Source organism: Streptomyces sp. NPDC005805 (assembly GCF_040630445.1).
Taxonomy (GTDB): domain Bacteria; phylum Actinomycetota; class Actinomycetes; order Streptomycetales; family Streptomycetaceae; genus Streptomyces.
This window is the reverse complement of the sequence record NZ_JBEXXN010000027.1, coordinates 37,880-51,180: the sequence shown is the minus strand read 5'-3', so window position 1 is coordinate 51,180 and position 13,301 is coordinate 37,880. Positions and strand designations below refer to the sequence as shown.

Annotated in this window: 7 protein-coding genes; 5 read left to right on the top strand and 2 right to left on the bottom strand. The window is 74.5% G+C overall.

From position 1 onward, the window contains the following. Nucleotides 1-9: 9 nt before the first annotated feature. Entirely contained in the window at nucleotides 10-819 is an 810-nt protein-coding gene (locus ABZ457_RS17225) for a hypothetical protein (RefSeq protein WP_359158397.1), read from the bottom strand. A 250-nt stretch (nucleotides 820-1,069) separates the two neighbouring features. Here ABZ457_RS17225 and ABZ457_RS17220 point away from each other — a divergent pair, with 250 nt between their 5' ends. The 4 genes from ABZ457_RS17220 (at nucleotide 1,070) to ABZ457_RS17205 (ending at nucleotide 9,597) form a co-directional block, all read left to right on the top strand. After that, a complete protein-coding gene (locus ABZ457_RS17220; RefSeq protein WP_359158396.1) occupies nucleotides 1,070-3,727 on the top strand; it encodes a LuxR C-terminal-related transcriptional regulator in 2,658 nt (885 codons plus the stop codon). Nucleotides 3,728-4,063: 336 nt separating this feature from the next. Beyond that, nucleotides 4,064-6,094 carry a serine/threonine-protein kinase gene (locus tag ABZ457_RS17215; RefSeq protein WP_359158395.1) on the top strand — a complete coding sequence of 677 codons (2,031 nt, stop codon included), beginning with the start codon at nucleotides 4,064-4,066 and terminating at the stop codon, nucleotides 6,092-6,094. Further along, nucleotides 6,091-6,975 carry a hypothetical protein gene (locus ABZ457_RS17210; protein ID WP_359158394.1) on the top strand — a complete coding sequence of 295 codons (885 nt, stop codon included), beginning with the start codon at nucleotides 6,091-6,093 and terminating at the stop codon, nucleotides 6,973-6,975. Before ABZ457_RS17215 ends, ABZ457_RS17210 begins: the two co-directional genes overlap by 4 nt. 9 nt (nucleotides 6,976-6,984) lie before the next feature. Next, nucleotides 6,985-9,597, top strand: coding sequence for a LuxR C-terminal-related transcriptional regulator (locus ABZ457_RS17205; RefSeq protein ID WP_359158393.1), 2,613 nt, complete (start codon nucleotides 6,985-6,987; stop codon nucleotides 9,595-9,597). 305 nt (nucleotides 9,598-9,902) lie between these two features. On the opposite strand, the gene ABZ457_RS17200 is transcribed toward ABZ457_RS17205, so the two are convergent. After that, entirely contained in the window at nucleotides 9,903-10,436 is a 534-nt protein-coding gene (locus tag ABZ457_RS17200) for an ATP-binding protein (protein ID WP_359158392.1), read from the bottom strand. A 176-nt stretch (nucleotides 10,437-10,612) separates the two neighbouring features. On the opposite strand from ABZ457_RS17200, the gene ABZ457_RS17195 reads away from it, so the two are divergent. After that, nucleotides 10,613-13,294 (top strand): LuxR C-terminal-related transcriptional regulator, encoded by a 2,682-nt coding sequence (locus tag ABZ457_RS17195; protein WP_359158391.1) that lies wholly within the window; start codon nucleotides 10,613-10,615, stop codon nucleotides 13,292-13,294. Nucleotides 13,295-13,301 lie beyond the last annotated feature (7 nt).

Below are 13,301 nucleotides of genomic sequence, written 5' to 3'. Positions count from 1 at the left end.
CGGGAACGGTCAGTCGATGACGACGACGCCCTGGAGGTAGATCTGCTCCTTGTTGTAGCCGTCGTAGCCCTTGATGAGGGTCCCGCGGTTGACGACGAACTGCCCGAGGTCGTAGGTCAGGCTCATCTCGGGCGACTGCTTGCCGGTGCCGACGAAGCCCAGCGTGGCCGGGTCGTTGAAGGTGATCCGCGAGGTGCCGCCGAGGGTGCCCTGGGCGCCCACGATGGTGACGGCGTGCCGGCCGAGCACCTTCCCCGCCTTCATCCTGAGGACGGCGCCGATCATGACATGGCTCTTCACGCCCGGTCGCCCCAGCAGGGTGGCGACGCGGTGCCCCGCGAACGGGTGCAGGGCGAGGCTCTCGTAGCGGGCGGTCATGCCGAGATGTCCGGTGCCGCGGATCATGCGGTTCAGGCCGTCGGTGATGCCCTGGACGCCGATCCCCTCCTCCGCGTCGAGGCCGATCTCGTTCGAGATCCTCTTGATCTGGTTGGTGACCTTGGCGTAGTTCCCCGGATCGTTCTTCATCGGGTCCACCGCGCCCGGCAGCATGAACGGGTGGCCGCGCAGGTCCATGTAGTAGAGGGCGTTGGCGACGACCGTGGGCCCGCAGTAGAACTCGCCGCCCTGCACGAGCCCGGAGCGGTACTGGTCGATGTCGGGCATCCCGCACACCCGTACGTTCCAGGCACTGCTGTTGACCAGTCCGGTGGGGGTGCAGCCCGACGCGGCGGCGCCGGGAGCGACGGCTCCGATCGTTCCCGCGGCCATGGCCAGAGCGGTCAGCACACGGAGGGGACCGCGGTGGGGATTTCTCATGGTTCGATGCTTCCTGTCGTGCCAATGCGGAGAGCCACGACAACGCCGCGGCTCTTCCGGCACGCTACGGTCCCCGGATCAGCGATCACTCGTGCACGGGATACTCAAATGCGGGTGGGCAAGGCATTCCGACCAGGACCTGAGCGACGAAAGAATCACGCCACTCCCCTGGCTTGATATATACCTGTTTGCTGTTCTATAGGGGAGCATGCGGAACATTTCGCACGGAGACAACCGGGGGCGAGACCAGATGAACGCCATGGACCAGCAGCGGCGATGGCCTCTTACCGGCCGCGACGACGAACTGCGTGCCTTCCGCGACGCGCTGGGGGACCGGCAGCGGCGCAGCTTCCTCCTCTCCGGGCCCGCCGGGGTGGGCAAGTCCCGGCTCGCCGAGGAGTGCTGGTCGCTGGCGCGCGCGGAAGGGTGGCCCGCCAAGCGGGCCCTGGCCACCGACGCGGCCGCACTGGTCCCGCTGGGAGCCATCGCGCATCTGCTGCCCGTAGGCATCGACTCGGCGACGCCGTCGGCCGGACTGGACGCCGTGGCGCGGGCCCTGGCCCCCGGGGGACGCCCCTCCGTCGTCCTGATCGACGACCTCCATCTCCTCGACGCCACCTCGGCGCGGATGCTCCACGGTCTGCGCTCCGATGGGGCCATCCGGCTCGTCGCGACCATCCGGGACGGCGCACCGGTGGCACCCGCCGTCCAGGACCTGGTGGACGACCGGGACGCGCTGCGGCTGGAGTTGGAGGACCTCACCGAGGACCAGGTGCAGGCGCTCCTGCCCCGTGTCCTGCGCGGACTGGTCGGCACCAGGACCGTCCGGGAGCTGCACTCGGCGAGCCGGGGCAACGCGCTGTACCTGCGCGAACTGGTCCTGGGGGCGATCTTCACGGACGCGCTGCGCTACGACGGCGAGGTCTGGGAGCTGCACACGGACGAACTCGCCGGCACCCCCCGGCTGCACGAGATGATCGAGTGCCGTCTGTCCGCCGTCCCGCCGGACGCCCAGGAGATGCTGGACACTCTCGCGCTCTGCGAACCCCTGCCCGAGGGCGTCCTGGAACGCACCGGCGCGCCCGGCGCCCTGGACGCGCTACGCCGGGCGGACCTGGTCCACGTCGACCGGCAGGACGAGGACGGCCTGGTGTCGCTGGCGCACCCGCTCTACGGCGAGGTGCTGAGGGCCCGTCTGACGCCGCTGCGCCGCCGCGTCGTCCTGCGGCGGCAGATCGAGCACGCCCGCACCCACGACACCCGCCGCAACGCCCCGCTGCGCATCGCCTCCTGGCAACTCACTGCCGACGGGACAGCCGATCCGGACCTGCTCGTCCGCGCGGCCGGCCTGGCCCGCCACTCGCACGACCACCGCCAGGTGGTCGCCCTGCTGGAGTCCCTGCCGGAGGACCGCCACACCTCGGCCACGCGGCTTCTGCTGGGCGACGCCCTCTGGGAACTGGGCCGGGCGCGGGCCGCCGAGGAAGCGCTGGACGCGGCGTACACGCTGGCACGCACGGAGGAGGAGCTGACCCGGGCGACACTGGCACGCGCCTGGAACCGCTTCTCGGCGGACCGGGGGCAGGAGGCACTGGACCTGCTCGACCGGTTCCGGGCGGAGGACCGCTCCGCGCGCACCACGCATGTACTCCGCATCAGCGAGGGCGTGATCCGGGCCTTCACCGGGGAGCCCGAACGCGCGCTGGAGCTGCTCGGCTCGCTGGAGGAGGACCCGGACACGGCCGCCGACGTCATGGTGTGGGCGCAGGGCGCCCTGCTGAAGGGCGAGGCCCTGGCGATGACCGGGCGGACGCGGCAGGCCATCACCTGGGCCGAGCACGCGCACAGCGCGCAGTTGCGCACCCGGTCCGAGGCACCGCTGCCGCATCCGGGCTCGCAGCTCATCGTCCTGGTGATGGCGCTGACCGAGGCCGGCGAACTGCGCGGGGCGGTCGAGGAAGGCGAACGCGCGTTCCGGATGGTCGACGACGCCCGCATGCCACTGCCCCGGATCTGGGCGGCGCACCATCTGGCCCGGGCCCTGTGGCTTGCCGGGCGCCCTGCATCGGCCCGCCACTGGTACGCGCAGGCGGTCGCCCTGTGCCGGATGCACCACCAGCCGCAGGCGGCCCGGCTCGCGAACGGCGGACTCGCTGCGTGCGCGGCCGTGCTGGGGGACGCGGAGGGGGCGCAGGCGGCCCTCGCGGCCGTGGAACCCGGGACGGCGCTCCTCGCGGGCGAGGAGCGCCTTGGACAGGCATGGGCGGAGGCGTCCCGCGGACATCTGCGGGAGGCTCGCCGCATCCTGTTCGAGGCGGCCGATCAGGCGCGTGCCACGGGCCATGCCACCTCCGAGTCGTTCCTGCTGATGGACGCGGCCCGCCTCGGCGGCGCAGGGGAGGCCGTGAAGCGGTTGGAGGAGCTGGCGGAGAGCTGCGACGGTTCGCTGATCCCGGCGCGAGCCGCCTTCACACAGGCGCTGGTGCGCAAGTGTCCCGAGGCGCTGCTCGCCGCGTCGGACGGGCTGGCGGAGATCGGGGCGGAGCTGCTGGCGGCGGAGGCGGCGGCAGCAGCGGCTGAGGCCTGGCGGAGGCGGGGGGGCGCTCGGCGGGCCGCGTCGGCACAGGCCCGCAGCGAGGAACTGGCCGGCCACTGCGAGGGGGCGCGGACCCCCATGCTCGCCACCCCCGAAACGCATCAGCCGCTCACTCCGCGTGAGCGGGAGATCGCCCTGCTGGCGGCAGGCGGGGCAACGAGCAAAGAAGTCGCGAAGCTCCTGGGGCTCTCGATCCGGACGGTCAACAACCACCTCCAGCACCTCTACGGGAAACTCGGCGTCACCGGGCGCGAGGAGATGGTGCGCGCCTTCACTTCGGGCACGGACGGCCCCGCAGTACCGGAGGGCTGAGTACGCGGCCTGTGATCGGGTGCGGCGGCGATCCTGGGGCAGGCGGCTTCGCGCCACCGCCCGGGTGTCGTGGCGCGAAGCCGTCCCGCCCGTCATGAAGACCGCGTCCCGGTGGGCGGCCGACCTGCCTGGTCAGCCGCGCACCGGCGGGGACGACGCCGCCCAAACCTCGCGGACAGTGAATGAGTACCCATTGCTCAGGAGTCCGCGACTGAGCGTCCCTATCCTCGGTCGAGGGGCGGTCCTCGGCATACGCAGGGGCAGAAGTGCCCGGCTGCGCTGGTGCGTCCGGCGCGCCGCAGCCCCCTCCCGACTGCCGACGCAACGGAGTGCTCCATGTCCCAAGCCCAACAGCCGAACCGATGGGAACTGCCCGAATTCCGTACCGTGCAGGTTCTCGGTTCGGGAGCCAGCGGTGAGGTCGTCGAGGCCGTTGACGTGCGGACCGGCACTGAGGTCGCAGTCAAGTACCTGAGCGAGACACTCCGCGCGGACACCACACAACTGGAGGGCTTCCGCAAGGAAGCCCGGCTGCTGCAGCAGATCGACTCCGCGCATGTGACCCGTCTCTACGAATACCAGGAACACGGCTCCGGCGCGGCGATCGTCATGGAACTCGTCAAGGGAACCTCCCTCGGGCGGCTGCTGCGCGAGCAGGGCCCGCTGCCCCCGGAGGCAGCCCTTGGCATCCTCAAGGGCTCCCTGCTCGGGCTGTCGGCGGCCCACTCGGCAGGCATCGTGCACCGCGACTACAAGCCCGGCAACGTCCTGGTGGCCCCGGACGGCACGTCCAAGCTCGTGGACTTCGGCATAGCCGTGCGACGGGGCGCCGAGGCGCCCTGCGCCGGCACCCCCGCCTACATGGCGCCCGAGCAGTGGCAGGGCCGCCCCCCGTCCCCGGCGACCGACATCTACGCCGTGTCCGCCACCTTCTACGAGTGCCTGACCGGCTACCGGCCGTACCAGGGCGACACCCTGCACGAATTGGCCGTGCAGCACATGACCGCCCCCGTCCCCGTCGGCCGGGTGCCCGACCCACTGCGGCCCCTGCTCGTCCAGGGGCTCGCCAAGGACCCTGCGGAGCGCCCCGCCGACGCGGACACCTTCCTCACCGGCCTGGACGAGGCGGCCGCCGCGGCATACGGGCCCGACTGGGAGGAGCGCGGCAAGCGCGCGCTCGCGGCCCTGATCGCGCTGACCCCGCTGCTGTGGCCGCTCTCCGGCGGGAGCGGCGGCGAGGCCGACGCGCACCTGACGGCCATGCGCCCCGAACCCGCCCCGGACCCGGCCGGCACCACACTCACCACGCTCCCGGCGCAGGGAACGCCGGGTGCCCGGCCCCGGCCGCACGGACAGGGGGGTGCGGCCGGGGCCGGGCGGACTCCCGTGCCCCGCAGAATCTGGGTGACGGCCGCCGCAGGGGTGGCGACCGTCGCCCTGATAGGGGGCGGTGTGGCGGCGGTGACGGCCTCCGACGGGAATCGCCGCGACGCGGCGCACGGGACCGCGGACCATCACTCCTCCGCACCGTCCGCGCCGGGCACGGAGTCCGGCGCGGCGTCGGCCGGCCCGTCCGCCTCGGCCTCTGCCTCGGCGTCCGGCTCCCCGTCGGCGCACGACCCGGCTTCGCCCTCCGGCGGCCCGTCCTCCTCGGCGGGCGCCGCGGGCGACGTCCCGCACTCGGGCGGCGCCGAGAGCGGCGGGGTGTCGGCGGGCTCGGACAGCGGCGCGACCGCGGGCGTCTCCGGCGGGGCGTCCTCGGGCGCCACCGCGGGCGCGGGCATGCCGGACACCCCGTCGGCGGGCGGGGTGACGAGCAGCGGTGGCACCGGAGGCACGAGCGGCTCTCCCACGTCCAGCGGTGGGGCGACCACCTCGGCCGGGCCCACCGGCGGAGCCACCACCTCCGCGGGACCGACCGGCGGAGCCACCACCTCGGCCGGGCCCACCGGCGGAGCCACCACCTCCGCGGGACCCACCGGCGGCAGCACGGGTGGGGCCGAGCCGCCCGCCCCCGCCCCGCCGGCCGTCGAGCACGTCGGCGTGACCGCGCTCTCCTCCGACGGCGCCCGCCGGGCCACCGCGCGGGTGATCGTCTGGACGGAGGGCACCGGCCCGGTGACACTGACCGTCCGCTGGTACGACGCCCCCGCGGGCGCCAGCGCGCAGAACCCCGGCCGGCAGGAGGCGTCCGAGACGCTCACCCTCAGCGGGAAGACCCGCTACGAGGTGACCGTCTCGCACCTGTTCGACCGGGAAGACTGCACCCCGAACTGGGGCGTTCTCGCCAGTACGTCCCCGGGCGCCGCCAAGGCCCGGCCGTACCGCACGACACCGGCCTCGTCGTGCCGGAGCCCGTTCTCGTGAGCCCGCGGGGACAGGGGCGGTACGAGCCGCCGGAGTCCTGGGACGAGCAGACCTCGCCGACCTATCTCGACGAGAGCTGGACGACCGGGGACGGGCGGCAGGACACACCCGTCCTCGGCGAGTTCGGGCCGCCCCCGGTGCCCTTCGGGACGGGGTACGCCGGCGGGCCGGACGAGGACCCGACCATGCGAGTGGACCCGCGGGCCGCCGCCCTCACACCCCCCGGGGGCGAGCCCGATCTGCCGCCGACCCTGGTGGCGCCACCCGGCGAACCGCTCGTTCCGGCAGGCGGGGGCGGGCACCCGGCCGAACCGGTCCACCGCTTCGGCCCCGGGGTGCCGCCGTACGCCGGGCACCCCGCGTCCGGGGAATCCGCGGACCGCGGCTCCCGGCGCAGGCGGCGTGAACCACGTGAACGTCGGTCCCCCCTGCTGCGGTTCTGGGTCGCCCTGCTGGTGCTCGCCCTGACGGCGGGCTTCCTGGTCTGGCGGTACCACTTCGCCGCGCCACTGGACGTGCGGGGCACCTCCGTCTCGGGCCCGGTGGGACGGCTCGGCTGCGGTGCCACCGCCGAGATCGCCGTGACCGTGCGGACCAACGGAGCCGAGGGCATCCTGCGCTACCGCTGGGTCCGCAGCGACGGGACCGGCTCCGGAACGATGCGGGAAGCGCTCCCCCGGGGAACGGACACCGCCCGGCTGCGCACCAGTTGGAGCTTCAACGGCCCGGGTGAGCAGGACGCCTGGGTGACCCTGCAGTTCGTCGACCCGGTGGCCGAACCCGCCACCGCGTCCTTCCTGTATTCCTGCGCCGACGCCGCGGCGCAATCGTCCGCCGCGGCGGACGCGCACCGACCGTCGGGACAGTCGTCCGACTCCTGAGGAGAGCACGTGAGCGCACCCGTTCTGGCCACCCGGACCTGGCCGTTCACCGGCAGGGCGAAGGAGTTCGCCCGGGCACTCTCCCTGCTCAACGGCCGCTCCCCGCGGACCGTGGTGATCGTCGGCCGCTCCGGCACCGGGAAGAGCAGACTGGCGCGCGAGTGCGTGGCTCGCGCCTCGGCGCAGGGGCGTCCCGCGCTGTACACGGCCGCGACCGCTGTCTCCCGGCAGGTGCCCCTCGGGGCGCTGGCGCCGATCCTTGCGCCCGGTACCTCGCGCACCCCGCGCGAACTGCGGTCCGCCCTGCACGGATCCGGGCGCGGGACGCTGCTGCTCGTCGACGACCTGCATCTGCTGGACGCCGAGTCCTGGGAACTCCTCACCCCGCTGGTGCGGTCCGGACAGCTTCGGCTGATCGGCACGATGAACACCGACGGCGCGGTGGAGGGGGCCGCCCGCCGGCTCGAAGCGTTCGGCCCGGTGGGCACGCTGGCCCTGGACCCACTGCCCGAGCAGGTGGTGCTCACACTCCTGGAGAATGCGCTCGGGGCCCCGTTCGAACGGCGTACCGCGCTCACGCTGTCCCAGCTGAGCCGAGGCAGGCCGCTGCATCTGCGGGAACTGACCCTGGGCGCCGTCGACCAGGGCGAACTGGTCCAGGAGGACGGCGTCTGGCGGCTGTCCGGCCGGCTGCGGCCGTCCGCCCGCCTGATCGCGCTGGTCCGGCACCAGCTCGGACGGGTCGGGGAAGCCGATCTGGAGCTGCTGACCGATCTCGCGCTCTGCGGCCCGGAGCGGGCCGAGCGACTGCCCGCCGACGCCTGCCGGCGGCTGGCCGACCAGGAGCTGGTCTCCGCGGGGCGGGCCGGCGCGGGCGACGCCTCACCGTGCTGGCGTCTGACCGACCCCGTGCAGGGACTGGTCCTGCGGGCGGTGACGGCGGAGCACGTGGCCCGGCGCATTCTGCTGGCCCGCGCCGAGCGCACCGACCACGCCACGTCCGGGAGACAGGACCGCGACGGGGCCGACTTCCTGCGCAGCACGCTGTGGCGGGTCCGGGCCTCGGAAGCGGTCCCCGCGGAGCGCCTGCTGCGGGCGATCGAGGTGGCCCGGGCCGCGCACGACGCGCCGGCGGCGCTGCGGCTGGCCCGCGCCCTGGTGATGGTGCGGGACGACTGCCGGGCGCATCTGCTACTGGGGGAGTTCAGCCATGAGTGCGGGCACCGCAAGGAGGCCCACAGCGCCCTGGAGCGTGCCCAGGAGCTGGCCGGCACGCGGGAGGACTGGCTGCTGGGCGTGGTCCTGCGCACCCGGACCCTCGCGCACGGGTTTATGCGCATAGACCGAGCGCTGGCCGTCAACCGCGAGGCCCGGCTCGCCGCCTCCCCCGAAGCGGAGGGGGTGCTGCGGGCCAACGAGGCGGCCCTGCTCTGCTTCGCCGGGGACGTCGCGGCGGCCTCGCGCCTGCTGGACGAGGTACCGGCCGACAATCCTGCGGCCGCCCTCCTCGCGGTGACGCCGCGCGCCTACTGCGCGTCGGAGACCGGGCGCCCGGCAGCGGCTCTGGAGCTGCCCCCGCCGGACACGGAGGACTGCCCCCGGGCGACCGCGGTGCTGCACCCCTCGATATTCGCCGGAACCCGGGCGCGCGTCCTCGCCGAGGCGGGGCGGCTGGACGAGGCGGAACGCGAGGCGCAGGCGGCGTACGACCTGGCCGTCGAGACCCGGTCCGGGACGGAGCAGATCTGGTGCGGGCTGCACCTGGGGTGGATCAGCCATCTGCGCGGGGCCCCCAACCGGGCGCGCTCCTGGTTCATTTGCGCCGTGACGCGGTCCCGGCAGCAGGGCTACCAGTACGGGTTGTGGGCGGGCCTCATCGGGCGCGCCCTGGCGGAGTCCACGGCGGGCGACAGCGAGGCGGCGGTCATGTCGCTGACCGCGGCGCGGGAGGTCCGGCCCGCCTCCTGGACGCGTCCGGAGCAGCATCTCGCGGAGGGCTGGTGCGAGGCGGCGCTGGGGCGGCTGTCCAGGGCCCGCACGGTCCTCACTGAGGGCGCCCGCATGGCGGAACGGGCAGGGCTGCTGGTCACCGAGTCGCATCTGCTGTTCGACGTGGCGAGGCTGGGTGACGCGCGGAGTGTCGCCGGGCGGCTGCGGAAGATCGCGGACCGCTGCGAGAACCCGTTCGTCACGGCCCGGGCCGAGGCGGCGCACGCGCTGGCACACCCGTCCGGCGAGGGCCTCGCCGCGGCGGCGGAACGGTTCCGGGGGTTCGGGGCGCTGCTGTCCGCGGCGGAACTGCTGACAGCTGCCGGGGGCGCGTACCGGAGCGAAGGCGCCCGCTCGGCCGCGGAGCGCACATGGGCCGAGGCCCAGGAGGCGGCGGGCGGCTGCGAGGGGGCGGTCAGCCCGGGCCTGATACCGCACACGCTGCGGTCGGAGCTGACGCCGCGGGAACTGGAGGTGTGCCTGCTGGCCGCGCGCGGCCTCGGGAACACGGAGATCGCCCGGCAGCTCGACCTCTCGGTCCGAACGGTGGGCAACCACCTCCAGCACGTCTACGCGAAGACCGGCATCAGAGACCGTGCGGTCCTCCGCGACGCGGTCCATGGGGCAGCGTGACCCCCCCGGGACCTCGCCCGGGGCCGCCCGGCGGCGCCCGGGGCGGGCGGGTGGCGCTCGGAGTCTCCGACTCGACGGCGGCGCCTTGCGCGGGGAGTGTGTGCGAAGTCGGCACCCCGGGGGCCGGCCTGATCGTGGACGGCGGGGGAGGTGCGGGCTGCGGGCCGAGTGCCGAGAGGCGCAGCGAGCGCAGAGCGCCCACCGTCGATGACGGTGGGCTCGGAGCCGACCGGCACGGGGCCGGCCCGGTCAGGAAGGACATGTGTGAGGCGAAGGGACCCTGCCAACGGAGCAGTCGTCGCCGGTCAGGCGCAGTCGACCACGGCCCACGTGACTGCACGGCTGCCCGACGTGTGCCGCCCGTGGTCCGCCGCGAGGGCCGCGACCACGGCGCGCCCCCGGCCCCTCTCGGAGGCGGTGCCGCCGACACAGCCGGCGTCCGTCTCCTCCGTCCCCTCGTCGTCCGCCGGGGTCAGCGGGCCACAGCAGCCGCCGTCGCGGACCCGGATGCGCAGTCGTCGGCCGCCCGCCCCGCCCGGCATCTCCAGCACGAGCTGGACGGTCACCGGGGGTGCGGCGTGCTCGACCGCGTTGGCGACCAGTTCGGAGAGGACCAGCAGCACGGCGTCGGCCGCCTCGTCGCCGATCCCCGCGTGTTCCAGCAGGGCACGCGCCCGGCGGCGGGCCGCGCCGCAGGACGAGAGTTCGTGGGGCAGCAGGAAATAGTCCTGCTCAAGAGTCCGGCACGGCCCCTCGGGGGGCGCCTGAGGCAGCGGCAGTGCGACGCCCTCGGCGGCGGTGCTTCCGGAGGTGGACACGGGTGGCGCGAAGGGGCTCATGATCGGTCCGTTTCTCGTGGGTCACGGTCTGCCGGATACCACCCACTGCACCAGAGGGCGCCACCCGGCAGCATGAGCAGCCGATACCTAAATGTCCGATTCTCAGGTACGTGGCCCTGCCGCCCCTTCCTCCCCCGAGGCACTGGCACCGCCACCGCGCCCGCAGGAGATGCACGATGACGACCACGCCCCCCACCGGCCGCGTCCGAGGCCGTACCGGACACGGCGGCCGCTGGCCCTTCGCCGCACGGCAGCAGGAACTGGACGCCTTCGAGGTGTTCCTGGACGACCCGGCCACGACCGCCGTACTCATCCACGGCGGGGCGGGCTGCGGCAAGAGCCGCCTGGCGGAGGAGTGCCTGCGCCGCGCCGCGGGCCACGCCCGCCGTACCGAACACGCCACCGCGACCGCGGCAGCCGCCCGCATGCCGCTCGGGGCCCTCGCCCATCTCCTGCCCGCCGCGGTGGGCAGGCAGGACCCCGTCGCCACTTTCCAGGCCGCTTCGGCTGCCCTCGGCCCCGCCGCTGCCGGTGCGTCGCGCACCGTGCTCCTCGTCGACGACCTGCACCTACTGGACAGCACCTCGGTCATGCTCCTCGGCCATCTGCTTCACAACCGCCTGGTCTTCCTGGTGGCCACCCTCCGGGACGGCGTTCCGCACTCCGACATGCTGGAGTCGATCGACCGTCAGGAAGGCACCCGGCGGTTGGCCCTGACCCCGTTCTCGCGCGAGGAGGTGTCGGAAGTCCTGCGGCAGGCACTCGACGGTCCGGTCGAGCACGCGACCCTCGAAGTCCTCACCCGCGCCAGCGGCGGCAACGCGCTCTGCCTGCACGAGCTGGTCAACGGAGCCCTCGCGGCGCGCCGGTTCGAGTGCCTGCACGGCGTGTGGCGGCTGAGCGGCCCGCCGGTGGGCACCGACCGGCTGTCGGAGATCGTGGGGAGCCGCCTGGCGGGTCTCAGCCCGGATCAGCGGACACTGCTGGAGACCGTCGCGCTGTGCGAGCCGGTGCCACTGCACTCGGTCCGGCGGCAGGCGCGGACCGAGGACCTGGAGGCGCTGGAGCGCGAGGGGCTGGTACGCCTTGTCACCGCGGGTCTGCGCACGGAGTGCGTGCTGGGCCATCCCATGTACGGCGAGGTCGTGGAGGCGTCCATCACCGAGTGCCGACGGCGGGAGGTCCACGCCGAGCAGGTCCGACTGATGGAGCGGCACGGCGGCCGCCGCCGGGAGGACACCCTGCGGCTGGCCACCTGGCGGCTGGCGGCGGGGCTGGACGTGGAACCGGAACTGTTGCTGCCCGCCGCGGCCCTCGCCCGCCACGCCCACGACTGGAACGGCGTCCTCGCCCTGCTGGGCGCGCTGCCGGAGGGTTCCGAAACCTTCCAGGTGTGGATGATGAGCGGTGAGGCGCACCACCATCAGGGCCGGTGGGGGGCCGCCGACCGCTCGCTGGCTGCGGCCCAGGCGCTCGCCGCCGACGAGCACCAGCTCATCGTGGCCGTCATGGAACGGACCCAGAACGCGTTCTGGGGCTTCGGCGACACCAGCCGCACCTTCCGGATCACCGCGGAGGCGGCACGAGGGATGAGCGACGCGGGCCGGGCCGTCCTGCGGGTCAACGACGGCGCCTTCCTGCTGTACTGCGGCAGGGTGGCGAATGCCCTGGACATGCTGGCGGACGTGGACGAGGTGCCCGTCGACCGCGTCCGGATGTGGGGGCAGTTGCAGCGCGCCCTAGCCCTCTCGTACTCGGGGCGGACGGCCGAGGCGGCGGACCTGAGCGCCGCCGTGCACCGCGAGCTGGCGTCGGCGGCGCTCAGCGGCGGCCCCGTGGACGCCTCGTCCCACCGCAGCAGCCCGGCCATCTACCGGGTGGCGGCGCTGGTGGACGCGGGCCGGCTCGAAGAGGCCCGGGAGGTCGGCGAGCGGGCCTTCGCGGAGGCGGTCTCCGACCAGGTGGCGGCCCCGCAGTGCTGGATCGCCTGCCATCTGGGCCGCTGCGAGCTGATCGCCGGGCGGCTGCACGCGGCCCACCGCTGGTTCGCCGAGGCCGCGGCGCTGTCGCAGTCCCACCGCTATCCGAGGACCCGGACCCTGGCCCATTCCGGGCTGGCAGCGGTGCGCGCGCAGCAGGGGGACGCCACCGGGGCGCGGCGGGCGCTCGCCGAGGCGGACGCCACGCCCGCGGACCAGCAGCAGGCGGTGCTTCTGGTACTTGAGCTGGCGCGCGCCTGGTGCCGCGCGGCCTCGGGCGACCTGCCGGGGGCGCGGGACGTGCTCACGAAGGCGGCGGCACGGGCGCGGGCGACGGGCGTGCACTCGTACGAGGCGTGGCTGCTGGCGGAGGCGGCTCGGCTGGGCGGGGAACGGCAGACGGCCGACCGGCTGGCGGAGCTGCACGCGGACGGCGACGCGCTCACGGTACGGGTGTGGGCGGAGCGGGCGCGGGCGCTGCTGCACGGGGACCAAGAGTCCCTCGGCGTCGCGGCGGAGCAGTGCGCGGCGGCCGGCCTCGACCTGCTGGCCGCGGAGACGGCGGCGGCCGCTGCCGAGGCCGCCCGGCGCGAGGGCGACGACCGCGCCTCCGCGGCCTGGCAGATGCGGTCCCGGCGGGCGCTGCGGCCGTGCGGGACGGCGCGGACCCCGGCGCTCCGGAACAGCACGGCGCGGCCCCTGACCCGGCGGGAGCGGGAAATCGCCGGGCTGGCCCGGGACCGGCTGTCCAGCCAGGAGATCGCGGCCCGGCTGGTGCTCTCGGTGCGGACGGTGGAGAACCATCTGCTGCGCATCTACGCGAAGCTCGGCATCTCCTCCCGTCGTGAGCTGGCCCGTGCGCTGGCGGCACTTGAGTAGTGACGCC

Excerpts from the sequence above, each read along its gene's own strand:
- ABZ457_RS17225 (WP_359158397.1), bottom strand. The coding sequence starts at position 819 with ATGAGAAATCCCCACCGCGGTCCCCTCCGTGTGCTGACCGCTCTGGCC.
- ABZ457_RS17220 (WP_359158396.1), top strand. The coding sequence starts at position 1,070 with ATGAACGCCATGGACCAGCAGCGGCGATGGCCTCTTACCGGCCGCGAC.
- ABZ457_RS17215 (WP_359158395.1), top strand. The coding sequence starts at position 4,064 with ATGTCCCAAGCCCAACAGCCGAACCGATGGGAACTGCCCGAATTCCGT.
- ABZ457_RS17200 (WP_359158392.1), bottom strand. The coding sequence starts at position 10,436 with ATGAGCCCCTTCGCGCCACCCGTGTCCACCTCCGGAAGCACCGCCGCC.
- ABZ457_RS17195 (WP_359158391.1), top strand. The coding sequence starts at position 10,613 with ATGACGACCACGCCCCCCACCGGCCGCGTCCGAGGCCGTACCGGACAC.